This is a genomic window from Curvibacter sp. CHRR-16 (assembly GCF_018474005.1).
In the GTDB taxonomy this organism is placed as follows: Bacteria; Pseudomonadota; Gammaproteobacteria; order Burkholderiales; family Burkholderiaceae_C; genus Allorhodoferax.
This window is the reverse complement of sequence record NZ_JAHCSH010000001.1, coordinates 432,576-456,068: the sequence shown is the minus strand read 5'-3', so window position 1 is coordinate 456,068 and position 23,493 is coordinate 432,576. Positions and strand designations below refer to the sequence as shown.

The 23,493-nt window shown below is 58.7% G+C and carries 20 protein-coding genes; 9 read left to right on the top strand and 11 right to left on the bottom strand.

All coding sequences use genetic code 11. The features are described from left to right. The first annotated feature begins 87 nt into the window (after positions 1-87). Both xdhA and xdhB read left to right on the top strand, forming a co-directional pair. Entirely contained in the window at positions 88-1,575 is a 1,488-nt protein-coding gene (gene xdhA / locus KIK84_RS02105; protein WP_214121322.1) for a xanthine dehydrogenase small subunit, read from the top strand. Further along, positions 1,572-3,881, top strand: a complete 2,310-nt coding sequence (gene xdhB / locus KIK84_RS02100; RefSeq protein WP_214121321.1) for a xanthine dehydrogenase molybdopterin binding subunit — start codon at positions 1,572-1,574, stop codon at positions 3,879-3,881. The genes xdhA and xdhB overlap by 4 nt, the downstream gene beginning before the upstream one ends. 77 nt (positions 3,882-3,958) lie before the next feature. On the opposite strand, the gene KIK84_RS02095 is transcribed toward xdhB, so the two are convergent. Together KIK84_RS02095 and KIK84_RS02090 are read right to left on the bottom strand one after the other, a co-directional pair. Then, on the bottom strand, positions 3,959-4,282 hold the full coding sequence (locus KIK84_RS02095) for a type II toxin-antitoxin system YafQ family toxin (RefSeq protein WP_214121320.1): 324 nt from the start codon (positions 4,280-4,282) through the stop codon (positions 3,959-3,961). Next, the gene (locus KIK84_RS02090; RefSeq protein ID WP_214121319.1) at positions 4,224-4,538 is read right to left on the bottom strand and encodes a type II toxin-antitoxin system RelB/DinJ family antitoxin; all 315 of its coding nucleotides are present in this window, start codon (positions 4,536-4,538) and stop codon (positions 4,224-4,226) included. The genes KIK84_RS02095 and KIK84_RS02090 overlap by 59 nt, the downstream gene beginning before the upstream one ends. Before the next feature lie 145 nt (positions 4,539-4,683). Between KIK84_RS02090 and KIK84_RS02085 the strand changes: the two genes are divergently transcribed. Next, complete coding sequence (locus tag KIK84_RS02085; protein WP_214121318.1) at positions 4,684-6,036, top strand: aspartate aminotransferase family protein; 1,353 nt, start codon at positions 4,684-4,686, stop codon at positions 6,034-6,036. Between the two features lie 24 nt (positions 6,037-6,060). On the opposite strand, the gene KIK84_RS02080 is transcribed toward KIK84_RS02085, so the two are convergent. Then, complete coding sequence (locus tag KIK84_RS02080; RefSeq protein WP_214121317.1) at positions 6,061-6,732, bottom strand: Crp/Fnr family transcriptional regulator; 672 nt, start codon at positions 6,730-6,732, stop codon at positions 6,061-6,063. 251 nt (positions 6,733-6,983) lie between these two features. Here KIK84_RS02080 and dctP (KIK84_RS02075) point away from each other — a divergent pair, with 251 nt between their 5' ends. Then, positions 6,984-7,928 (top strand): TRAP transporter substrate-binding protein DctP, encoded by a 945-nt coding sequence (gene dctP, locus KIK84_RS02075; RefSeq protein ID WP_214121316.1) that lies wholly within the window; start codon positions 6,984-6,986, stop codon positions 7,926-7,928. A 14-nt stretch (positions 7,929-7,942) separates the two neighbouring features. After that, the gene (gene dctP / locus KIK84_RS02070; RefSeq protein ID WP_214121315.1) at positions 7,943-8,944 is read left to right on the top strand and encodes a TRAP transporter substrate-binding protein DctP; all 1,002 of its coding nucleotides are present in this window, start codon (positions 7,943-7,945) and stop codon (positions 8,942-8,944) included. 69 nt (positions 8,945-9,013) lie between these two features. On the opposite strand, the gene KIK84_RS02065 is transcribed toward dctP (KIK84_RS02070), so the two are convergent. From KIK84_RS02065 to xdhC, 3 genes are all read right to left on the bottom strand, one after another. Beyond that, the gene (locus KIK84_RS02065) at positions 9,014-10,612 is read right to left on the bottom strand and encodes a methyl-accepting chemotaxis protein (protein ID WP_214121314.1); all 1,599 of its coding nucleotides are present in this window, start codon (positions 10,610-10,612) and stop codon (positions 9,014-9,016) included. Between the two features lie 115 nt (positions 10,613-10,727). After that, complete coding sequence (locus KIK84_RS02060) at positions 10,728-11,948, bottom strand: urate hydroxylase PuuD (RefSeq protein ID WP_214121313.1); 1,221 nt, start codon at positions 11,946-11,948, stop codon at positions 10,728-10,730. Positions 11,949-11,960: 12 nt separating this feature from the next. Then, positions 11,961-12,854, bottom strand: coding sequence for a xanthine dehydrogenase accessory protein XdhC (gene xdhC / locus KIK84_RS02055; RefSeq protein WP_214121312.1), 894 nt, complete (start codon positions 12,852-12,854; stop codon positions 11,961-11,963). Positions 12,855-12,918: 64 nt separating this feature from the next. Here xdhC and KIK84_RS02050 point away from each other — a divergent pair, with 64 nt between their 5' ends. Beyond that, complete coding sequence (locus KIK84_RS02050; protein WP_250207680.1) at positions 12,919-13,461, top strand: energy transducer TonB; 543 nt, start codon at positions 12,919-12,921, stop codon at positions 13,459-13,461. 42 nt (positions 13,462-13,503) lie between these two features. Here the strand turns inward: KIK84_RS02050 and uraH are convergent, their stop codons facing one another. After that, the gene (uraH, locus tag KIK84_RS02045) at positions 13,504-13,872 is read right to left on the bottom strand and encodes a hydroxyisourate hydrolase (protein WP_214121311.1); all 369 of its coding nucleotides are present in this window, start codon (positions 13,870-13,872) and stop codon (positions 13,504-13,506) included. A gap of 143 nt (positions 13,873-14,015) precedes the next feature. Between uraH and puuE the strand changes: the two genes are divergently transcribed. Genes puuE through KIK84_RS02030 form a run of 3 tightly spaced genes read left to right on the top strand, consistent with a single transcriptional unit; the run spans position 14,016 to position 18,120 of the window. Further along, positions 14,016-14,999: an allantoinase PuuE gene (gene puuE, locus KIK84_RS02040; protein ID WP_214121310.1), complete on the top strand. Its 984-nt coding sequence runs from the start codon at positions 14,016-14,018 to the stop codon at positions 14,997-14,999. Next, on the top strand, positions 14,996-16,834 hold the full coding sequence (gene uraD / locus KIK84_RS02035) for a 2-oxo-4-hydroxy-4-carboxy-5-ureidoimidazoline decarboxylase (RefSeq protein WP_214121309.1): 1,839 nt from the start codon (positions 14,996-14,998) through the stop codon (positions 16,832-16,834). The genes puuE and uraD overlap by 4 nt, the downstream gene beginning before the upstream one ends. Then, a complete protein-coding gene (locus KIK84_RS02030) occupies positions 16,831-18,120 on the top strand; it encodes a M20 family metallopeptidase (RefSeq protein WP_214121308.1) in 1,290 nt (429 codons plus the stop codon). The genes uraD and KIK84_RS02030 overlap by 4 nt, the downstream gene beginning before the upstream one ends. On the opposite strand, the gene KIK84_RS02025 is transcribed toward KIK84_RS02030, so the two are convergent. Genes KIK84_RS02025 through KIK84_RS02010 form a run of 4 tightly spaced genes read right to left on the bottom strand, consistent with a single transcriptional unit; the run spans position 18,106 to position 23,486 of the window. Continuing rightward, positions 18,106-18,588: a toxin-activating lysine-acyltransferase gene (locus KIK84_RS02025; RefSeq protein WP_214121307.1), complete on the bottom strand. Its 483-nt coding sequence runs from the start codon at positions 18,586-18,588 to the stop codon at positions 18,106-18,108. The two genes, KIK84_RS02030 and KIK84_RS02025, sit on opposite strands and share 15 nt — an antisense overlap. Continuing rightward, positions 18,585-19,994, bottom strand: coding sequence for a TolC family outer membrane protein (locus KIK84_RS02020; protein ID WP_214121306.1), 1,410 nt, complete (start codon positions 19,992-19,994; stop codon positions 18,585-18,587). The genes KIK84_RS02025 and KIK84_RS02020 overlap by 4 nt, the downstream gene beginning before the upstream one ends. Then, positions 19,984-21,312: an HlyD family type I secretion periplasmic adaptor subunit gene (locus KIK84_RS02015; protein WP_214121305.1), complete on the bottom strand. Its 1,329-nt coding sequence runs from the start codon at positions 21,310-21,312 to the stop codon at positions 19,984-19,986. Before KIK84_RS02015 ends, KIK84_RS02020 begins: the two co-directional genes overlap by 11 nt. After that, on the bottom strand, positions 21,309-23,486 hold the full coding sequence (locus KIK84_RS02010; protein ID WP_349815886.1) for a peptidase domain-containing ABC transporter: 2,178 nt from the start codon (positions 23,484-23,486) through the stop codon (positions 21,309-21,311). Before KIK84_RS02010 ends, KIK84_RS02015 begins: the two co-directional genes overlap by 4 nt. Positions 23,487-23,493 lie beyond the last annotated feature (7 nt).

Sequence of the window (23,493 nt, the reverse complement as noted above, 5' to 3'; positions counted from 1 at the left end):
TACCCCTATCCATGAAAGGCATATCCTACTGCTTATAAAGCCATGCAAAACCTGCCTGTAGCCTTGCTTGATCCAAGGAATTGCCCTATGACCAGCCACGAGAACAGCCCCACGAGCCGCGATTTGCGCACCACCACCCCTGTGCTGCGCTTCGTGCACCGCAACCGCATCGTCACCCTGCACGACGTGCCTGCCCAGCGCACCGTGCTGCAACTGCTGCGCCAAGACCTGCAGCACACCGGTGCCAAAGAAGGCTGCAACGAAGGCGACTGCGGTGCCTGCACCGTGGTGGTGGGCGAAGCCTTGGGTGGCAAGCTGCACACCAAGGCCGTCAATAGCTGCATCCACCTGGCCCATGCGCTGCACGGCAAAGTGCTCTGGACCGCGCAAGACATCGGTAGCAGCGATGGCCACCTGCACCCCGCCCAAGAAGCGTTGGCGCAGTGCCACGGCTCGCAATGCGGCTTTTGCACCCCCGGCTTTGCCATGAGCTTGTTTGCCCTGTACCGCGACCATGCACAGCAGGCTAAACCCATCAGCCGCTGCGATGCGCAGCAGGCCCTGTCCGGCAACCTGTGCCGCTGCACCGGCTACCGCCCCATATTGGACGCCGCCCAAACCATGCAGCGCTACCCCGCCCTGCCGCTGGATGAAGAAGATTTGCTACAAAAATTAGAGCAGCTCCAGCAAGCCCCATCTGCTCTACAGCCCGATTTGGCTTACAAAGCCCCCACCACCCTACCCGCCCTGCTGCAAGAGCGCGCCGCCAACCTACAAGCCCAACTGGTGGCTGGCTGCACGGACGTGGGCTTGTGGATTACCAAGCAGCAGCGCGAGCTAGGCCCCCTGCTCGATGTGACCCGCGTGCGCGAACTGCGCTGCGTGGAGGACTACCCGCACCACATCGCCATCGGCGCAGCGGTGACGCTGACCGACGCCTGGGCCGCATTGGCGGCCCTGCGCCCGCAGTTGGACGAATTTGGCCAGCGCTTTGCCGGCAAACCGGTGCGCAATGCGGGCACGCTGGGCGGCAACGTGGCCAACGGCTCGCCTATTGGCGACTCTATGCCGCTGCTCATAGCCCTGGGTGCCAGCGTGGTGCTGATGGCTTGGCGCGGCAACAAAGCCGCGCACCGCGAGCTGATGCTGGAGAATTTTTACCTCGGCTACCGCCAAACCGCGCTAGCCCAAGACGAAGTGCTGGCGTGGATCAAGGTGCCCAAACCCGTGGCGGGCGAGTACAGCCAAGCCTACAAAGTATCCAAGCGGTTTGAAGACGATATATCCGCCGTCTGCCTGTGCCTGAACCTGCAGCTTGCTGGTGGCGTGGTGCGCGCCGCCCGCATAGGCGCTGGCGGCGTGGCCGCCACCCCGGCGCGGGCACGCCAGACCGAGGCCGCCTTGCTGGGCCAACCGTGGAACGAGGCCACCGTGCAAGCCGCCGCCCAGGTGCTGCGGCAGGAGTTCAACCCCATCAGCGACATGCGCGCCAGCAGCGACTACCGGCGCACCGTGCTGGGCAATTTGTTGCAACGCTTTTGGCTGCAAAGCCAAGGACATGAGGTGACTGTATGACTGTGAATATGACCTCGCCCGCCGCAGGCCGCAACGTGCTGCACGAAAGCGCCATCGCCCAAGTGCGCGCGGGCGTGAGCTACATCGACGACCTGCCCGAGCTGCGCGGCACGCTGCACGCCGCACCCATCCTCAGCCCCGTAGCGCACGGCCAACTCCAAGCCGTGCGCACCGACGCAGCACTGGCCCTGCCCGGCGTAGTGGCCGTGCTGCTGGCGCACGACATACCGGGTGACCCCATGCTGGCCAGTTTTGCGGGGGACGAACCCATCTTCGCCCGCGATACGGTGCAGCACGTGGGCCAAGTGGTGGGTTTGGCCGTGGCCACCACCATGGAGCAAGCGCGCCGCGCCGCCAAGCAGGTGGTGCTGGACATAGCCCCCCTGCCCGCTGTGCTGGACGTGCGCACCGCGCTGGCCCAGCACAGCTTTGTGCTGCCGCCCGTGCGTGTGCAGCGCGGCGACGCGGCCAAAGCGCTGGAGAGCGCCCCGCACACGCTGCAAGGCCAACTGGAGGTGGGCGGGCAAGAGCACTTTTATCTGGAAGGGCAGATTGCCTACGCCATCCCGCAGGAGCAAAACCAGTGGCTCATCCACAGCAGCAGCCAACACCCCGGCGAGGTGCAGCACTGGGTGGCGCACGCCTTGGGGCTAGACAACCACGCCGTGCGCGTGGAGTGCCGCCGCATGGGCGGAGGCTTTGGCGGCAAAGAAACCCAAGCCGGCCATGTGGCCGTGTGGGCCGCCATTGCTGCGCAGCACTGCGGCTGCCCGGTCAAGCTGCGGCTGGACCGCGATGACGACTTCCTGATCACCGGCAAACGCCACCCGTTTGAGTACGACTACCGCGTGGGCTTTGACGACACAGGCCGCCTGCTGGGCTTGGAGCTGACCATGCTGGCCAACTGCGGCTTTAGCGCCGACCTGTCCGGCCCGGTGGCCGACCGCGCCATCTTCCACAGCGACAACGCCTACTACCTGCCGCAGGTGGACATACGCTCTTACCGCCTCAAGACCAACCTGCAGAGCCACACCGCGTTTCGCGGCTTTGGCGGGCCGCAGGGGGTGATCGTCATCGAGACCATCATGGGTGACATCGCCCGCCACCTGGGGCTAGACCCGCTGGATGTGCGCCAACGCAACCTGTACAGCGACGAACTACTGCCCGACAGCAGCACTGAACGGCGCGACACCACCCACTACCAGATGAAGGTGGAAGACAACATATTGCAGCCGCTCATCAGCACCTTGGCCGAGAGCAGCCGCTACCGCGAGCGCCGCAAGGCCATCGCCGCGTGGAACGCCAGCAGCCCAGTGCTGAAAAAAGGCCTGGCGCTCACGCCCGTGAAGTTTGGCATCAGCTTCACGGCTACGCTGTTCAACCAAGCCGGGGCGCTGGTGCATGTGTACACCGACGGCAGCGTGCTGGTGAACCACGGCGGCACCGAAATGGGGCAAGGCCTGCACACCAAAGTGGCGCAAGTGGTGGCCAACGAACTGGGCGTGCCCTTTGAGCGCGTGCTGTGCAGCACCAGCGACACCAGCAAAGTGCCCAACGCCAGCGCCACAGCCGCCAGCAGCGGCACTGACCTGAATGGCCGCGCCGCCCAGTTTGCCGCCCGCCATGTGCGCGACAACCTGGCCGCGTTTGTGTGCGGGCTGGACAACTGCGGCGCTGGCGCGGTGCGATTTGAGGGGGGGCAAGTCATCACCCCCAGCAGCACCCGCAGTTTTGACGAGGTGGTGAAGCTGGCCTACGCCAACCGCATCCAGCTGTGGAGCGATGGCTTTTACCGCACGCCCAAAATCCACTACGACAAAACCACCCTGACCGGGCGGCCGTTTTACTACTTCAGCTACGGCGCAGCCTGCACCGAGGTGGTGATAGACACCCTGACCGGCGAGAGCCGCGTGCTGGCCGTGGACATCCTGCACGACGTGGGCCGCAGCATCAACCCGGCGCTGGACATAGGGCAGATAGAAGGCGCGTTTGTGCAAGGCATGGGCTGGCTCACCACCGAGCAACTGGTATGGAACGACAAAGGCCTGCTCACCACCCACGCCCCCAGCACCTACAAGATACCCACCGCAGGCGACGTGCCCGAACACCTGACCGTGGCCCTGTGGCCCGAACCCAACCGCGAAGACAACGTCTGCGGCAGCAAAGCCGTGGGCGAACCCCCGTTCATGCTGGGCATCAGCGTCTACGAAGCCCTGCGCGACGCCATCGCCCAAGCGCGGGGGGATGGTAAGGCGCAGTTAACAGCGCCAGCTACGGGGGAGAATGTGTTGAGGGCGTTGGGGTGAGTGCAGGCGCTAGGTGTGGTGATACAGCGAAAAAAGGGCAAAGACGTAAAAAAGCCCGCCGAAGCGGGCTCTGGCAACTAGCGGCCAAACAACTCGGAGTGCGTTCCAGCGCGAACAAAAATCACGCTGTCTGCCTCCAATTTGTAAATCAACAGCAAATCGCCCTTTGCATGGCATTCACGATGATCAGCCCAATCGCCACTCAGCTCGTGGTCTAACCACTCCGCAGGCAGCGCCCCATCATTAGCAATCAGGAGCAGCATGACTTCTTTGAGACGCCCCATATCCTGTTTGCCTGAGTGGGTCAGCTTCTCCCAGTCTTTGCCAAATTGTCGCGTGTAATCAGCCCTTCTTGGCAGAGGCGCGCGCTTTGCCTTTGCCGGCTTGTTTGTCGAGACCATCAAAAAGTTCTTTCGCAGAGCCGTAGCGCGCCGCCGACATTGCGCGGGCCTCCGTCATTGCCGCAACCGTTTCTGGCGTGGGTTTGCGTACCTCAAAAGGCAACCCCCCTACTTCCACCACCTGCCGCAGGAACAACCGGATAGCACCGCTTAGATCCAGACCCAAATCGGCGAGCACTTCGGTAGATTGTTTTTTTAAGTCAGGTTCAATCCGCGAACGGACTTCTGCTGACTTGCCATTCGATACTGCTTGCATAGATAGTGTTTATGTAAGGATAAATTTATATATATCTAAAAATTAATAGTTCATTTAATCGTGTGCATTGGATGGAAATCTAGATTGAATAATGAGCAGCACGTAGCTACATTGTAGCCACAAAAACATTATTGACAATACCCCCATGCCCTTCACCCCCTACCCCCAACTCCCTGCCCTGCTCGCGGCTGAGCAAGCCGCCTACCGCGAGCGCAATCCGCTGTCGGCGGCGCTGGCGCAGCGCAGCAGCGCGCATTGGTTGTTTGGGGTGCCGCTGCACTGGATGCAGGACTGGGGCACGCCGTTTGCGCTGCACGTAGCGCAGGCGCAAGGGGCGCAGGTGGTGGATGCCGATGGGCACACGCTAGTGGACTTTTGCTTGGGGGACACGGGGGCCATGTTTGGCCATGCGCCAGCAGCAGTGGTGCAGGCCATAGCGGCGCAGGCTGCGCGGGGCAGCACCGCCATGATGAGCTGTGCCGATGCCGCTTGGGTGGGCGCAGAGCTGGCACGCCGCTTTGGCTTGCCACAGTGGCAAATGGCCTTGTCGGCCAGCGATGCCAACCGCTTTTTGCTGCGCTGGGTGCGGGCGGCCACGGGGCGCAGCAAGGTACTGGTGTTCAACGGCTGCTACCACGGCACGGTAGACGATGTGTTGGTGGACTTGGTGCAAGGCCAGCCGCAGCTACGCGACAGCCTGCTGGGGCAGGTGTACGACGTGCGCGAGCACACGGTGGTGGTGGAGTTCAACGACCTGGACGCGCTCCGCGCTGCGCTGCAGGAGAACGCGGTGGCCTGCGTACTGGCCGAACCGGTGATGACCAACGTGGGCATGGTGCTGCCTGAGCCGGGCTACTGGCAGGCGGCGCAGGCGCTGGTACGCGAGCACGGCGCGTTGCTGGTGCTCGATGAAACGCACACGATCAGCAGCGGGCCGGGCGGCTATGCACAAGCGCACGGCCTGCAGCCCGATGCGCTGGTGCTGGGCAAACCCATAGCGGGCGGCCTGCCCTGCGCGGTGTATGGCATGAGTGCGGAGCTGGCCGAACGCGCCATGCAAGCCAAGCGCGCAGCGCCACCGGGCCACAGCGGCATAGGCACCACGCTGAGCGGCAACCTGCTGGCCATGGCCGCCATGCGCGCCACGCTGGAGTATGTGGCCACGCCTGCGGCCTACGAGCACATGCTGGCGCTGGCGGGTGAGTTGGCTAAAGGCCTGGAGGCTGTGCTGCACCAACACGGCTTGCCTTGGTGTGTGACGCAGGTGGGCGCGCGGTGCGAGTTCCAGTTCGGGCTACAAAGCCCGCGTGACGGCAGCGAGGCGCAAGCCCTATTTGCGCCGGAGCTGGAGCACTACATCCACCTAGCACTGCTCAACCGGGGCGTGCTGATCACGCCGTTTCACAACATGCTGCTGGTCAGCCCTGCAACCACGCAGCAGCATGTGCAGCAACTGCTGCAGGCGCTGGACGAGGTGCTAGCACCCTTGCGGGTGTAATGGGTGGTGCCGTGCAGGGAGGCGCTAGACACCAGCCAGCAAGCGCAGTCCGCCCACATCCACCAGTTCCACCAAACGGCCAGACCCGGCAATCAGGTGCTGGTCGCGCAGGTGGCGCAACACGCGGGAGAAGGTTTCGGGCGCTATGCCCAGTTGGGCGGCAATTTGGCGTTTGCGCTGCTGCAGCTCTACCGCGCTGCCTTGGGCGGTTTCACGGGCATGCTGCAGCAACCATTCGGCGCAGCGGGCTTCGGCATCCTTGACCAAACGGCTGAGCGCTTGTTCGGTTTGTTTGCGATGGGTTCGGGCCACTTGGTGCAGTACGGCATAGGCCACTTGTCCTTGGCTTTGCAAAAGCTGCAGCAATGCGCTGCGGGCTATAACACGCACTTGAACCGAGGTTTGTGCAATCACGTCCACGCAAGCTGGCAAACCAAGCACAACCGAACTGAGATCCACCCAATCAGGGCCGACCAATGTCATCCACTGCTGATCCATCTCGTGCAACGCTGGGCCGGGGCCAGTGGGGGCAGAAGGATTGGCGGTCAACACGCCGGCAACCAGCGTGCCGTGCTCTAGAAACAGGGCTTCTTGTGGCAACTGGCCTTTGTGTACTAGCACAGCATTGGCACCTACAGTGCGCAAAGGACTGGCTTGTAGCAGTTGCTCCAGATCGTGACAGCTTGAGGTGGGCATGGCGCAACTGTGGCAAGAGCGGGCACTTTGCACCTTGCGCCAAGTCAAAAAAAGCATTCCCAAAAGAGGAGAAGTAGCATGCCGAACACACAATTTGCCAAAAGTGCATCCTTCAATGCAAGCAACTTCTAACCGTGTAACAGGCAGAAAAACATTTCTGATGAAGGCGTAGACTGGGAAACTTTATCTAGACTTAAGCGCAATCATCGTTGGATTCCCAAATGTTTTTCGGTGGCTCAAAATTTTGGTTGATGGGGCTGTTTATCCTGCTCAATGCAAGCCATGCTCTTGCTGCACCATGGCGCTTGTGGATTACGCAACCCCTTGGGCATCCCGCTACTTTAGCCAGTGAGCAGTTTGCCAATGAAGTCAATCAGGCATTGCAGCACAACCACGGCAAAATATACGTCTATCCCAATGCTGTATTGGGTGACAGCGGTAAGGCCGTGCACATGTTGCAAAGCGGGCAACTGGACTTTGCCGAAATCAGCTTGGGGCCTATTGCTGAGCGACTAGATGCGCTGCAGTTGATCAAACTGCCTTTTTTGTTCCGTGATGAACATCACCTGCAGCACGTCATGAATGGATCGGTTGGGGAGCGTTATCGCCACACCATCGAAGGCACCGGCATCGTGGTGCTGGCTTGGTACAGCGGTGGTACACGGTCTTTTTACTGCACAGACAGCACCATAAAAAGTGTGCAGGATTTGCGGGGGAAACGCATTCGGGTGCAAGGCAGTATCCATGTGGAGATGGTCAAACTGCTGCATGCCATTCCACTCGTGGTGCCTTATCAAGATGTGCACAAAGGCTTGTCTATTGGTGACTTCGATTGTGCCGAAAACAACATCGTTTCCTTTGTGGAAAACCAGCATTACCAATTTGCCAAAACGTGGCTTGAGACCAAGCACATGATTTCGCTGGAAGCACTTGTGGTGTCACAGAAAATATGGAAAGACCTCTCCCCATCTGAGCAACAAACGCTGCTGCAAGCAGCGCAAAAATCAGCCACCTATATGCAGCAGTTGTGGGAAAAGAAAGCCAGCGATGCCTTGGCAATAGCCAAACAGCATGGCGTGCGTGTGGTAGTCCCCAAGGATTTACCCAAAGCCATCAAGCAAATGGAGCCTCTGTATCGGCAAGTGGTCGATGACACGGCAAGTCGGCAAGACCTATTGACTATTCTTGCGCCATAAATTCTCGATTCATCATGCATCACAAAGAAAAAAAACCGCCGTATTGGACGGGGCAGTGGTCTCCCATCGGTCTGCTACTGGCATGCATGCTGTGGCAAGTGCCTGTAGCAGAGGCATCCAACACATGGAAGGTATGGACTACCCAACCTCCTGAGCATCCGGTGTCTGCAGGGATCAAACGTTTTGGCCAACTGCTGCGCCTAAAAATGCCACAGATTCGCTTGGACATTGGCTACAACGCCAGCCTAGCTCCACAGAAAGAAGCCATACAGCAGCTACACAAGGGCGACATTGAGTTGGGGGTATTCGGTATCAGCCCCTTAAGCGACACCATTACCGAGATTCGACCGCTGGCACTGCCTTTTTTATTCCACAACAGCACACACTTATTTCGCGTGCTGGAAAGTCCCATTGGCTCGCGCTACGCACACAAGTTTTACGATGCTGGCTACGTGGTCTTGGGTTGGTATGACGGTGGCACACGCTCGTTTTACTGCACAGACCCCAGCATACGCACTTTGCAAGATTTGGAAGGCCGTCGCATACGCGTGCTCGGCATGCAAGTGCCCATGGTGCAACAGCTGGGTGCGACACCTGTGCCGGCACCTTACAAAGAGGTGCTATCTGGCTTGCAACAAGGCATCTTCGATTGCGCCGAAAACAATGTCGTTTCCTACTACACCACTGGCCACTACAAAGTGGCACCCACACTGTTGATGAGCAATCACTCCGTCAGCCCCGAACCATTGCTGATGGCGCGCAAGGTATGGGATGGCTTGACAACTGAACAGCAGAAAATCGTTCTGACGGCTGGTGAAGAGTCTGCACGCTACATGCGCAAACTATGGTCTGAGCAAGTGACACAAAGCATGCAAGCCATTAAAAAAGCCGGGGTTCGCATCACCCCATTAGGCGAGATCACCGAGATGGTCAAAAAGATGGAACCTCTGTACAAATCGGTGCTGCGCACAACCAACGCACGCCAAGAAATGGTGGAAATTCTGTCTTACCAGTGACCTTGATAGGGTCGGTGCAGCGCACGCTGGATGCCAGCATGCACACGATGCTGGACACCCTAGAGAAAATTAAGACGGCAGGCGCAAGTAGTTGCCACCACCGGAAGCATCTTGCACCGAGAAAGCGCCCATGGAGTCGAGCAAACGGTTGGCTTGGCTCTTCAAGCTCTCGGCCGCAGCGTGCGACTCTTCCACCAAAGCTGCGTTTTGTTGGGTCATGTTCTCCAGATCCGAGATCGCCAAACTGACGCGGCCCATTTCGCTGCTCTGACTTTGCAAGGCAGAGGCTACATCGGCAATCAGGCTGTTGACCTTTTGTACCGAGTCCACGATTTCTTGCATGGTGGCACCTGCTGTTTCCACCATTTGTGAACCCGTTTCAATGCTGCGCACCGAGGTACCAATCAGGTTGGTAATCTCTTTGGCCGCTTCCGCAGAACGCTGTGCCAAACTGCGCACTTCGGAAGCAACCACGGCAAAACCACGCCCCTGCTCACCCGCACGGGCAGCTTCCACCGCTGCATTCAGCGCCAAGATGTTGGTTTGGAAAGCGATGCCATCGATCACGCTGGTGATGTCAGAAATCTTGCGCGAGCTGGCAGTAATTTCCTGCATATTGCCCACCACCGATGTCACGACCTCGCCACCACGGCGCGCAATAGCCGAGGCGCTGTGCGCCAATTCACTGGCATTGCGGGCGGAAACAGTGGAGTCGTCCAACGCCGTTTGCAACGCTGTCATGGCGGAGTTGGTTTGCTGCAAGTTGCTAGCACTCACTTCCGTGCGATTGGCCAAATCTTTGTTGCCGGCGGCAATTTCCACACTCACGTGGGTCACGCTCTGGGCACTTTCCTTCACGCCCGAAATGAGGTCATTCAAAGAGCCTTTCATCGCTATCAAGCCGCCTTGAAGTTGGCCGATTTCGTCATGGCGATTGCGCACCACATCCACTCGCAAGTTGCCTTGACCAATTTGCTCCATTTGGGCCACCACTTCGCCCAATGGGCGGCTGATGCTGCGTGTCATGGTCAACCCCACCACCGTCACGGCTATGGCACTGAGCACAATCAAGGACAAGTTCAGATAAATAGATTTTTTGTAAGTGTCTTGGGCTTTGCTTTGCGCTTCATCCGCCCCTTTGGAATTAAGGGTAATGAGGTCACCAATACCGTTGGCCAAGGTACCCATCTTTTTACCCAAGGCACCTTGAAGGTCAGACAGTTCTTTATGGTCTCGCTCGGGACTCTTGCGCATGAATGCAATCACCCCAGTACCGCCATCGAACGCATCCAGAAAACTCTTCTTGATAGAGCCCAAAAGCTGCTTTTCTTCATCCGTTTGGCCTGGAATTTTTTCGTATTCGGCCACGGTTTTGAGGAAGTTATCTTTGTGACGATTGACATCGCCTTCGGTTTTATCCACCACTTCCATCGAAGCCAGTGGGTTATTCAAATTCAACTGCGCACGGCGCATGCTGTGCATATAGTGACGCAGGTCACTGGCGACGCTCACCCCTTGCAACCAACGGTCGCCAATTTCGATAGTGCCATCGTTCACTTTCTTGATTTGGTACAGACTGACCAACGATGTGATCACCGTTAAGAGGAGCACCAAAAAGAAAGACATCATCAGTTTGAAACCGATGGAATGGACATTGAATTTATTCATGAAGCAACCCTTGACTAGAGAAACGGCTCCGCATGGGAAGCCTTTCTCGAACCTTACTAATAATTATGGATTTGGAAAAGAGGAAAAGCGCAAGTAAGGTAGCGCAAACTTTTTTTCAGCGGGCTGAATTATCAATCCAATTCTTAATTTGCTCACGTTCGGTATCGGTAATGCCTGTCGCATTGTTCAGCGGCATCACTTTGGTGATGACGGCTTGCTGGTAGATAGCTTGCAGGTGTTTGCGCACATCTGCCTCACTGTCCAGACGCACCCCTTTCATCTGCACAGCCTCACCATGGCACATGACGCAGCGCTGTGCAAACACAGGTGCCACTTGCGCGTAAGTAAGCACCGGGGCTGCAACGCTTGCTGCACCTGCTGATGCAGCTATATTTTTTGTAGCATCAACTGACGGACGTAAAGCCACGATCAACAACAGCAAAACTGCCACACCGGCCACCGCATAAGGCCAAGGATGGCGATTGCGACCGAGTTTGTAGCCGTGGCGCAGCACAAAGAACTGTCGGATGGCGGCACCAGCGGCCATCATGGCTATTAACAGCGCCCAATTGAAGGCATGGCTGTACACAAAACTGTAGTGGTTTGACAACATTGCAAAGACCACAGGCAGCGTGAAATAGGTGTTGTGCACACTGCGTTGCTTGCCACGCTGACCATGAATGGGGTCGACCGGTTGACCTGCTTTCAGCGCAGCCACCACTTTGCGTTGCCCGGGAATAATCCAATGCGCCACATTGGCCGTCATGGTGCTGGCCAGCATGGCCCCGATAAGCAGGAACGCCGCACGCCCGGCAAACCAATGACACGCCAGCCATGCCGCCAATGCCACCAGCAAAGCAAGCAACAAACCCACTTTGCCCTCCGACCCCGGTTTGCTGCCCACAGTGCGGCAAATGGCGTCATAGGCAAACCAAAAAACCACCAAAAACCCCAACGCCACCGCAATGGCTGCATGCGGGTGCCACGCATGCACCTGTGGATCGACCAAATACATGGTGGGGTTCCACAAATACGACACCGTGAACAGCGCAAAGCCTGTCAGCCAAGTGCTGTAGCTCTCCCAGTAGAACCAATGCAACTTGTCCGGCAAGCTCGGAGGAGAAACGGCGTACTTCACCGGGTGGTAAAAGCCCCCACCGTGCACCGCCCAGAGTTCCCCTGTGACGCCATCACGGCGCAATGCTTCGTCCACGGGTGGAGTCAGACTGCTATCGAGAAAAACAAAGTAAAACGACGACCCAATCCACGCAATGGCCACCACCACATGCGCCCAGCGCAGCAGCAAGTTGGCCCAATCTAACAAATACGCTTCCATGTTCTGGTTCTCCTAATCGTGCGTGCAAAGTGCGGTGGATGCGACAGTTGCCGACACCACTTGCAAAAGTTGGGCCGCTACGGCCACGGCGATCACTTCGGGGCGCTTGTCATGGATACCGGCTACCCCTATGGGGCAAGTCACGGCATCGAGTTCAGTTGGTGTGAAACCCCGTGCCTGCAGGCGATGGGCAAAGCTGGCCCACTTGCTGCGGCTCCCTATCAAACCGATGAAGGGCAAATCAGCCCTTTCGCGCTGGCGCTGCAAACAGGCCGCCAATATTTCCAAATCTTCGGCATGGCTAAAGCTCATGATGAGCACCAAACTGCCCGCAGGCAGATGGGGAACAGCGGCCTGCACCGGGTCACTGTGTTCTGTCTGCACAGCCAAGGAGGCCTCCTCTGCAGCTAGGCACTGCGGTGGAAACACCTCGTCGCGGCTATCGACCCAATGCACCCGAAATGGCAAGGGCTGCAACACCTGCACCACGGCACGCCCCACATGGCCACCGCCAAACAAAGCCACCGTGGGGAGCTGCACCTGCCAGCGCTCTTGCAAGATGGATACATCGGCGGGGCCTACACATTCAAAACGCAAATGCACCTCCCCACCGCAGCACTGGCCTAAGCTCGGCCCCAATGCAAAACGCTGCACCAGTGGGTGGGCCAGTGTGGGCTGCTGGTCAGCAGGTGCGCGCAGCCACTGGCAAGCTTGCTGCCATGCCTGCCACTCCAGTTGCCCACCACCGATGGTGCCCAGCATCTGGGTAGACGGCAGCACCGCCATCCAAGCCCCCACCTCACGCGGGGCCGACCCGCGCACCGCATGCACCGTGACCACTACCGCGACTGGAACGGTTTGGCTAGACAGGGATTTCAGCAGTGTGTCTTTAGCCCGCAACAACATAGGCCCCAGTCGATAATGCACCGCACGGTTTTTGCCCTATCTCTGACTCTGTACAGGACTTGCTATGCAGCATTTTTCCCCCAGCCGACAGACATCGGCCCACGCGCGTGCCTCTCTGTGGGCGCTGGCCATAGCTACCGCCACTTGGCTGGCAGGCTGCAGCACCCCTGCGCCTCAACCCGCCCCTGCTCCAGCCCCCACACCGGCTCCTATCCCCACACCGCCTCCCGCCCCCAAACCGGTGCCAGAGCCTGCGCCCAGCAAAATTTCCCAAGCCACCAACGAACGCGCTTACCGTACCGATGGCGCCAAACACATTTATGCGCGCTGGGGCGACAAGGTGTACTCCGGCAAAATGCCACCCTTGCTCTATGCAGTGGGGGTTTTGCAGGTGCACATTGACCGCCGTGGCAACGTCACCAACGTCACTTGGATGCGCGCCCCCAGCCATGTACCCGCAGTCATGACCGAAATCGAACGCATGGTGCGCGCTGCAGGCCCCTTCCCTGCCCCCGTGAATTTGGGCAGCGTGACCTACACCGATACATGGCTGTGGGACAAAAGCGGCCGCTTCCAGCTGGACACACTGACCGAAGGCCAGCGCTGACCGAGCCGACGCTGCAGCACGCACGACATGGTGCTGCAGCAATCAAGACCCCCGGTAAGTGGAATAACTCCACGGGCTGACCAACAGTGGCACGTGGTAGTGCTGCTGCGGGTTGGCAATGCCAAAGTCCACACTCACCCGACCCAAAAACGGGGGTTCGGGCAATGCCACGCCTTTAGCAGCAAAGTAGGCAGACACCTCAAACACCAGCCTGTACGTGCCCACCTGCAAACTGGCGTTATCCAGCAGTGGGCCGTTGGGGTTGCGGCCATCGGCATTCAAGGTGCAGCGCAGTACCAAGTCTGCGTGCTCGGCACCGCCAGCCGTGGACTGGGTTCGGTACAAGGCCACGGCCATGCCCCCAGCGGGACAACCATGCATGGTGTCCAAAACATGTGTGCTCAATCCCATCAACAGTCCTCCACTGCGCATCTACGCTATCACATGGGCTGGCAGTCTAAACAGGCTGCATGCCGTGGGCATAAGTATTGCTGCATAGCCGCTATGGATTGCCCTTTAAAGCCACAGCACAGGCTCGCACTATCATGAACCGTATGAGCACCACCCAACGCCCCCCCCGCAACACAGCCTTGTTTGACACCACCGCGGCCTACCCCCGCGATCTAGTGGGTTATGGCGAACACCCGCCGCATCCACTGTGGCCGGGACAAGCCCGCATCGCAGTGCAATTTGTGCTGAACTACGAGGAAGGTGGTGAAAACAGCGTGCTGCATGGCGACGCAGGCTCCGAGCAGTTCTTGTCCGAAATGTTCAATCCCGCAGCCTACCCCGATCGCCACATGAGCATGGAAGGCATTTACGAGTATGGTTCGCGTGCCGGTGTGTGGCGCATCCTGCGCGAGTTTGACAAGCGTGGCCTGCCACTCACGGTGTTTGGCGTAGCCACCGCACTGCAGCGCCACCCCGAACTCACAGCCGCCTTGGTCGCACGCGGCCACGAGATCGCCTGCCATGGCCTCAAGTGGATCCACTACCAAAACGTGCCCGAAGATGTGGAACGCGCCCACATGCATGAGGCCATGGCCATCATTGAACACATCACGGGCGAACGCCCCCTGGGCTGGTACACCGGGCGCGACAGCCCCAACACCCACAAGCTGGTGGCCGACTACGGCGGGTTTGAGTACGACAGCGACTACTACGGCGACGACCTGCCCTTTTGGATGCAGGTGAAAAAAACCGACGGCACGCTGGCGCAGCAACTCATCGTGCCCTACACACTGGACTGCAACGACATGCGCTTTGCGCTGCCGCAGGGCTATTCGCACGCCGACCCGTTTTTCCAGTACATGAAAGACACCTTTGACGCGCTGTATGCAGAGGGTGACCCCAACGGCCTGAACGCGCCCAAGATGATGAGTATCGGTATGCACTGCCGCCTGCTGGGCAGGCCGGGGCGCATCACCGCGCTGCAGCGCTTCTTGGATCATATCGGCCAGCACGAGCATGTGTGGGTAGCCCGCCGCATCGACATTGCCCGCCACTGGAAGACCCACTTTCCCACCCCCGCGTTATGAGCCACCCTAGCACCATCACCCTGGAACAGCTCAACACCGCCAGCCCCGCCCAAGCCTTGGCTTGGCTGGATGGGCTGTACGAACACTCGCCCTGGATCGCCGAACAAGCACTGACGCAGCGCCCTTTTGTGAGCGTGGCCGCCCTCAAATGGGCACTGGTGCAGGTGGTGCGCCAAGCGGGGCGCGAAGCGCAACTGGCGCTCTTACGCGCCCACCCCGAACTGGCAGGCAAGGCCATGGTGAGCCAAAACCTGACCGCCGAGAGCAGCAACGAGCAAAGCACAGCGGGGCTGACCCACTGCAGCCCGGAAGAATTCGCCCTCATCCAGTCGCTCAACGCGCAGTACAACCAGCGCTTTGGCCACCCCTTCATACTGGCCGTGCGCGGCCCGCGTGGGTTGGGCTTGAGCCGCCAAGCCATCATCGCTACGCTGCAGCGCCGCCTGCACGCCCACCCCGACGACGAGCTGGCCGAGTGCCTGCGGCAAGTGCACCGCATTGCCGAGATTCGTTTGAACGACAAACTGGGCCTAAGCCCTAGCCAAGGCCAGCAGGTGTGGGACTGGCAAGAAACCCTGGCCCAGTTCAGCGAACCGGACTTTGCCGAACAAGGCCAGTTGACCGTCACCTACCTGAGCGACGCGCACCGCCAGTGCGCCCAGCACATCGCCGCCACCATGCAAGCCTGCGGCCTGCAGGATGTGCACGTGGATGCGGTGGGCAATGTCGTCGGGCGCTATCCGTCTTGCTATGAAATTGATAGCTGCTCCAGCAATACAGATAAGCTGTACAAGCCAAAAACATCGGTAAAAACCTTGCTCACTGGCAGCCACTACGACACCGTGCGCAACGGCGGTAAATACGATGGCCGCTTGGGCATTTACGTGCCGCTGGCCGCCATTGCCGCGCTGCACCAAGCGGGCCAGCACCTGCCCTTTGGCATCGAAGTAGTGGCCTTTGCCGAAGAGGAAGGCCAGCGCTACAACGCCACCTTTTTGGGCAGCAGCGCGCTGGTGGGGCGGTTTGACGCCGCTTGGCTGGACCAGCAAGACGCCCAAGGCATCCCGCTGCGCCAAGCCATGCAGGATGCCGGGCTGCGCATAGACGACATCCCGGCTTTGCGGCGCGATCCAGCGCAATACCTGGGTTTTGTGGAAGTGCACATCGAACAAGGCCCGGTGCTGCATGGGCGCGATTTGCCACTGGGCGTGGTCACCAGCATCAACGCCAGTGCGCGCTACCAGTGCGAAGTGCGCGGCACCGCCAGCCACGCAGGCACCACCCCCATGGGCCAGCGCCGCGATGCCGCCGCTGCCGCGGCCGAGATGGCGCTGGCCGTAGAAGCACGCGCCAGCCAAGACGGCGATTCGGTGGGCACTGTGGGCATGCTGCAGGTGCCCAGCGGCTCCATCAACGTGGTGCCGGGGCGCTGCCTCTTTAGCCTAGACCTGCGCGCACCCAGCGACGCGCAGCGCGACGCCCTGCAGCGCGACGTGCTGGCGCAGTTGCAGGCCATTGCCGAGCGCCGGGGTGTACAACTGGGCATCACCCCGGTCATGCAAGCCAGCGCAGCGCCCAGCGATGCTACTTTGCAAGCCCACTGGGAACGCGCCGTAGCCACCACGGGCCTGCCCGTGTTCCACCTGCCCAGCGGTGCCGGGCACGATGCCATGATGCTGCACAACGCGATGCCCCAAGCCATGCTGTTTGTGCGCGGGCAAAACGGTGGTATCAGCCACAACCCACTCGAATCCACCACCTGCGACGACATGCAACTGGCCGTAGAAGCCTTTGGGCATTTGCTGCAGCAACTCTCCCACACTTCCAAACCATGACCGACAACCAAACTCCATCCGCCCAATTTGCCCAATTCGCCCCGCTCTACCAGCAACTGGATAGCTGGATTAACCAGCACTTTGACGAGCAAGTGCAGTTTTTGCAGGCCCTCATCCAAGTGCCTACCGACACCCCGCCCGGCAACAACGCCCCGCACGCCGAGCGCACCGCCGAACTGCTGGCCGCCATGGGCCTGCAGGCCGAACGCCACAGCGTGCCCACGGATGACGTGCAGCGCTACGGCATGCAAAGCATCACCAACCTGATCGTGCGCCGCCAGTATGGCCAAGGAAAAACCATAGCCCTGAACGCCCACGGCGACGTGGTGCCGCCTGGCGAAGGCTGGACGCGCAACCCCTACGGCGGCGAGGTGGTCGATGGGGTTATTTACGGCCGCGCCAGCGCCGTGAGCAAGAGCGACTTTGCCACCTACACCTTTGCCCTGCGCGCCCTTGAAGCGCTGGGCGTGCCACTGCATGGCGCGGTGGAGCTGCTGTTCACCTACGACGAAGAGTTTGGCGGCGAACTCGGCCCCGGCTGGCTGCTGGACAAAGGCCTGACCAAGCCCGACCTGCTGCTGGCAGCGGGCTTTTCCTACGAGGTGGTGACCGCCCACAACGGCTGCCTGCAAATGGAAGTGACCGTGCACGGCAAAATGGCCCACGCCGCCATTCCCCACACCGGGGCCGATGCGCTGCAAGGCGCGGTGCACATCCTGCAAGCGCTGTACGCGCAAAACGCGCTGTACCAAGGAATCACCTCGCAGGTGGAGGGCATCCAGCACCCCTACCTGAACGTGGGCCGCATAGAAGGCGGCACCAACACCAACGTGGTGCCCGGCAAAGTCAGCTTCAAACTAGACCGCCGCATGATCCCAGAGGAAAACCCCGCCGAGGTGGAGGCCAACATCCGCCAAGTGATTGCCAGCGCGGCAGCCGAGGCCGCCGAGCGCATACCGGGCCTGAGCGTGGAAATCAAACGCCTGCTGCTGGCCAACTCCATGCGCCCCCTACCCGGCAATGCACCGCTGGTAGACGCCATCCAGCGCCACGGCCAGCACATCTTTGGCCAAGCCCTGCCCGCAGTCGGCACGCCGCTGTACACCGACGTGCGCCTGTTCGCCCAGCGCGGCATTCCCGGCGTCATCTACGGCGCAGGCCCGCGCACCGTGCTCGAATCCCACGCCAAACGCGCCGACGAGCGCCTGGTGCTGGAAGACCTGCGCAAAGCCACCCAAGTGGTGGCGCGCACGCTGTTGGATTTGGTGGGGTCAGGCCTGCGCTGACCACGTCATAGGCTCAAGTATGCCATTTGCCCCCATGCTGAGTTGATGGATAGGGCGACCCGCAAATACGTGCGTGCGTAAATCGTTCATCACCTCTTGCGTTCCACCAAAAGGTACGAATAAATCAACGATCCAGACTTGATCTCCAGATTGCCAATCCGATGCTATCAATTGGTGTGGAGCCATTGCATAACGTTGCGCCACGGCCTCTGAAAGCAACGCCCACGATACATAAGCGATCGGAAAATCATCACGCATATAAAGTTTGGCCTGATCCAGTACCAATGCTGGCATGACACGCCACTCCAGCTCACTGAGCAGGGTATGGCGTGTGGCTGTCTGCTGCATCATCAGCCAATTCACAGCCCCTAAGAGAGGCAACTTGCCAACCACACGTTGCGCCTGCTTTTTCAGCATAGCGGCTAAATTTTCCATTTCCGCAGAGTGTGTTTGGTCAGGTTTATTCATTGTTTTCGTTCCTCGTCAGAGTTAGTAGGAAGAGTTGCGGGAAGCTTCTGATCGCTAGCAATCAATCGATCTAGATCCATCAAATCCGCCTGCGTCAAAGTACCGCTAGCAGCCTTGAGTTTCAGATGATGCATGACCATCTCTGCATGCGCCTTAGATAAATCTCGCATGGATGCATACAGCTGTTGCTCCGCGCTCAATACATCCGGGGTAATGCGGGTTCCAATGCGCAACCCGATTTTGTTGGATTCCACAGCATTGCGGGCCGCTTCCACAGCAGTTTGCAATGCTGCGATCTGTGCTTGACCACTCAGAATGCCTGAATGTGCTTGCCTCACCTGATTCGCAACGGTGCGCCGCGCGAGTGTGAGTTCATCCTGCGCCTTGGCAGCCAAGGCGAGTGCCTCACGCACACGAGATTGTGTTGCTCCACCGGCGTACAGTGGAATTGTCATTTGCAATCCCACTTGGTTTGAATTCACGTGTGTCGCGATATCCGCCGGAGAGCTCAAAGAACCCGAGCTGTAATTAGTTCCTTTGCTCAAAACCATATCCAATGTGGGTAAGTGCGCAGCATCGCTCTTAGCAACCTCTTTGTTCGCCACCTCTAGCGCCGCTTGCTGCATCTGGATTTGCATGCTTTTCGTATCAGCAAGCGCAAGCCAATCAGCGAGAGACATCGACGACTGAAAAATCAGGTATGGCTTCCGCTGAAAAGTACCATCCAGCAAGCCCACTGATTCCCCGACCATTCGCTCCAATTCTGCGCGCTTGAATTCTAGGTCTTGGGTTGCAGCCACAGCTTGAGCTTGGCTCTGAGCCAACTTCGCTGTGGCTTCATGCACATCCGTGATAGTGCCAGTTCCTACCGAATAGGTACGCTGCGCCAATGTCAACTGCTCCTCCAAAGCTGCAGACTGGGACAGCATCACCTCCCTGCCCTGAGTTGCCACCAGCACATCCATATACGCCTGCGCGACGCGCAAAACCAAATCCTGCTCAGCCACCGAGAACTGTGCCATCGCCTGACGTGTGGCGGCGTTGGCTTGCTGGTATCCCACCCAATTAGCCCAACGGATCAGGGGCTGTGTTAACTGCACGCTCCACGACCACGACTGTGCATCTCGATCCACCGCATCCGCCCCAGAAAAAGAGGCCGTACCAAACTGACGATTCTTGTTGGCAGACAGACTCACCGTGGGCAACAAGCCTGCGCGCGCCTGTGGCAATTTTTCCAGAGCAGCCTGCAGAGCATTACGAGATGCTTGGAACTGCGCATCCTGAGTCCTAGCCTTTTCGTAGATGTCCATTAGCCCTTGTGCAGAAGCTATTCCAGCATTAACAAACAAACATACAGCCAACACCGAACGACCAAGGCAGCACAACTTTAAGTACTTATCGCTCACGCAATGCCTCCTGCTTGTACCGCAGCATCGGGGCAAGGAAATAGTCCAGCAGTCTGCGTTGGTCTGTTCGAATGTCTGCAGTCACGCTCATACCCGCCTTAATCATCCCTGTCTGACCATTCACAGACGAAGGAGTCTGCAAACTATTGAGCTTGATGCGCACTGGAAACACCGGCCCCAGTTTCTGATCTTGCACTGCATCCGTACCCACCCACAGCACCTCTCCCTCAATATAGCCATAGCGAGTGAAATCAAACGTCTCCACCTTGTTGATCACCCGTTGCCCGACCCGCACATGACCAATATCACGGTTCATCACCTGAGCCTCTAATTCCAGTGGAGTATCTGCAGGAACAATCGTCATCAAAGATTGCGCAGCAGTGACAACACCGCCAACAGTAGTAACCGCCAATTGCTGCACCACGCCATCGATAGGCGAGCGTAACGTTTGCAAAGCCAAACGCTGGCGCACCTTGATAAGCTCCTGCTCGGCTGCATCACGTCGCTTAGTTGCATCCAACAATTCACCGCTGGCCTTGGCACGAAACTCCGCCACAGCCTGCGCACGTTGTTCCTGCACTGCGGCAAAACTGGCCTGCGACTCTTGCAGTCTATTGCCCTGCACAGCCAACTCCTTCTCTGCGTTAATCAACTCCATCTTGGCCTCAATGACTCCCGTCTGCGCTACATGGCCCGTTTTGGCTAACTCCTCCCGCATGGCGTACTTCTGCTGAATCAAAGGCAAACTGACACGTTGCTGCGCCAAGCCGCTACTAATAGCAGCCGCATCCGCCTTTCGTTTACTCAAGTCGGCATCCAATGCTGCAAGCTTGGCTTGCTGCTCTGCCAAGCGACTTTGCAGCACGGCAAGCTGATTGGTTGCCACCTCTACAGGCATGCCTGTAGGAGGAACAAACTGAAGTCGCTCAGCCAACAACGCCGAAGCACGCAATACCTCAGCTTTAGCCTCCCACCACTCCCGCTGTATTCGGTCTCGATCTGCACTGCTATTTGTCACATCCAGCTCCAACAGCACATCGCCCGCTTTCACATACTGCCCATCACGTACTGCAATCGTGCGCACTACACCTGCCTCAAGCGGCTGCACCACTTTGCTCTTACCGGCAGGAATCACCTTACCCTGTGCACTCACCACCACATCCATCTGCGCCAGATAAGAAAACACCAAAGCAAGCCCAGCCATGACACAAATCGCAAGCGAAGCCATGCGCACCACATACGAAGGAGGCTGCGCCATAGCCGCCAACGCTGCCGAACTAAATTGGTTGAACGCCAACTTTTCCTCACCGCCACTCATGCTGCTACTCCTTGCACTTGCAACACTTGGTGCGCGTGGTACAGCAATGCATAGCGCCCCCCTCTAGCCAAAAGTTCCGCGTGGTTACCCGCTTCCACCAGCCTGCCATCCTCTAGAACCAAAATGCGGTTCGCCAAACGCAGGGTGGACAAACGGTGCGCCACCACAAACACCGTGCGTCCCTGCGCAATAGCCGCCATGTTGTCCTGAATCAAACGCTCACTTTCGTAGTCCAGCGAAGCCGTTGCCTCGTCCAGCAACAGCATGCGAGGGTTGGTCACCAGTGCACGTGCAATCGCAATGCGCGCACGTTGACCACCACTGAGTTTGCTGCCGCGCTCACCAATGACTGTGTCATATCCATCTGGCAGTTTGAGGATGAAATCATTAGCCCCCGCCAAACTAGCTGCAGCCATGACTGCCTCCATGTCCAAGCTAGGATCAGCCAATGCAATGTTGTCGCGCACACTGCGGTTAAAGAGCAACGTATCTTGCCCCACCACCCCTATTTGCCTGCGCAGCCACGACGTATCCACCAGATTGATATCCACCCCGTCGATCAGAATACGGCCCGACTCTGGGGTGTACAGCCTTTGCAACAAACGCATCAAAGTCGTCTTGCCCGCACCCGAAACGCCCACAACACCAATCACCTCACCAGGCTGCACATCAAAACTGACGTCATTCAATATTGCTGGCCCATTCGGGGTGTACTTAAAAGTCACATGCTCCAGCGCAATATGCCCTTTAACTTCCGGCGGCACCGACCGATGAGGCCTAAACGCCGGCTCAGGCGTCGCATCCAAAATATCTGCCAAACGCTTGATGCTCACCTTCATCTGAGTAAAGTCCTGCCACAACGACGACAGCTTCAAAATCGGCGCGTTTACCCGGCCACTGAGCATATTGAAGGCAATTAGACCTCCCACCGTCAACGCGCCATCAATGACCAGCCGAGCCCCCAACCACAGCAGCAACACTGTCAACACCTTGCTCGCCATGCTAATGAACTGATTGGTGGCATTGCCCAAGTGCCCCCCCTCGAACGAGGTATTCACATAGCTTGCTAGGCGTCGCTCCCACGCACCCTGCCACTGCGGCTCCACCGCGTGGCTTTTGAGCGTTTCCATGGACGTCACAGTCTCCACCAGAAAGGCTTGGTTCTCCGCCCCCAGTGCAAACTTGTCTTCCAGCTTCTTGCGCAGCAACGGCGTGATGATGGCCGAGGCCCCAAAAAACACCGGCAACGCCGCCAGTACGACCAGCGTCAAAGCCACGCTGTAATAAAACATCACCCCGATATAGACCAGTGCAAATAGCAAATCCAACCAGCTTGTCAGCGCTTGGCCCGTCAGGAAATTGCGCGCGTTGTCCAGCTCTCGCACACGGGCCACTGTGTCGCCGCTGCGCCGACTCTCAAAGTAGGACAGCGGCAAATGCAACAGATGACGAAACAACTTAGCACCCAGCTCCACATCCACCCGGTTAGTGGTATGGCTTAACAGGTAGTGCCGCATGGCACCCAACATCACCTCAAAAATACTCACCCCCAATAGCGCAATGACCATCACATCCAGCGTGGACAGCGTTCGATTGGTCAGCACCTTGTCAATGACCACCTGAAAAATCATCGGCGTGACCAGTGCAATGATCTGCACAAACAAGGATGCCAGCAGCACCTCCGCCATCAGCCCCTTGTACTTCTTGAGCGACTGCCAGAACCAGCCCACACCAAATTTCCCCGAGTCGTTGGCAGCAGTAACGCCCGGCGTATTGGGTACTGCGTCAACCAGCCGCGCCACAATCCACTGCCGTGCAAACAGCGCCTCAAACTCCGCCAACGAGACCTGACGCGGACTTGACTCCCCCGCCATTTGCAACACCACAGCACCTGCCGGGCCGGTGGCATCTACCTTGCCCACCAGCATCCAAGAACCATCGCGCGTAGGCATCAAAGCAGGTAAGGCGACTTGCGAAAGAGCCTTGACCGCCCCATGGCTCAACTTAGTTTCAAAACCCAACTGCTGCAATATTCGGAGCACATCGCCCATAGCAAACGAAGGCGATCCATCGCTTTGCCCATAGCCACCGAACTGGTGATTTAACTGCGCAGCATCAAGGTGAACGTGGTGAAGTTTGGCGTAAAGCCCAATCAGTTGTAGCGTAGCTTGCACACTAAAG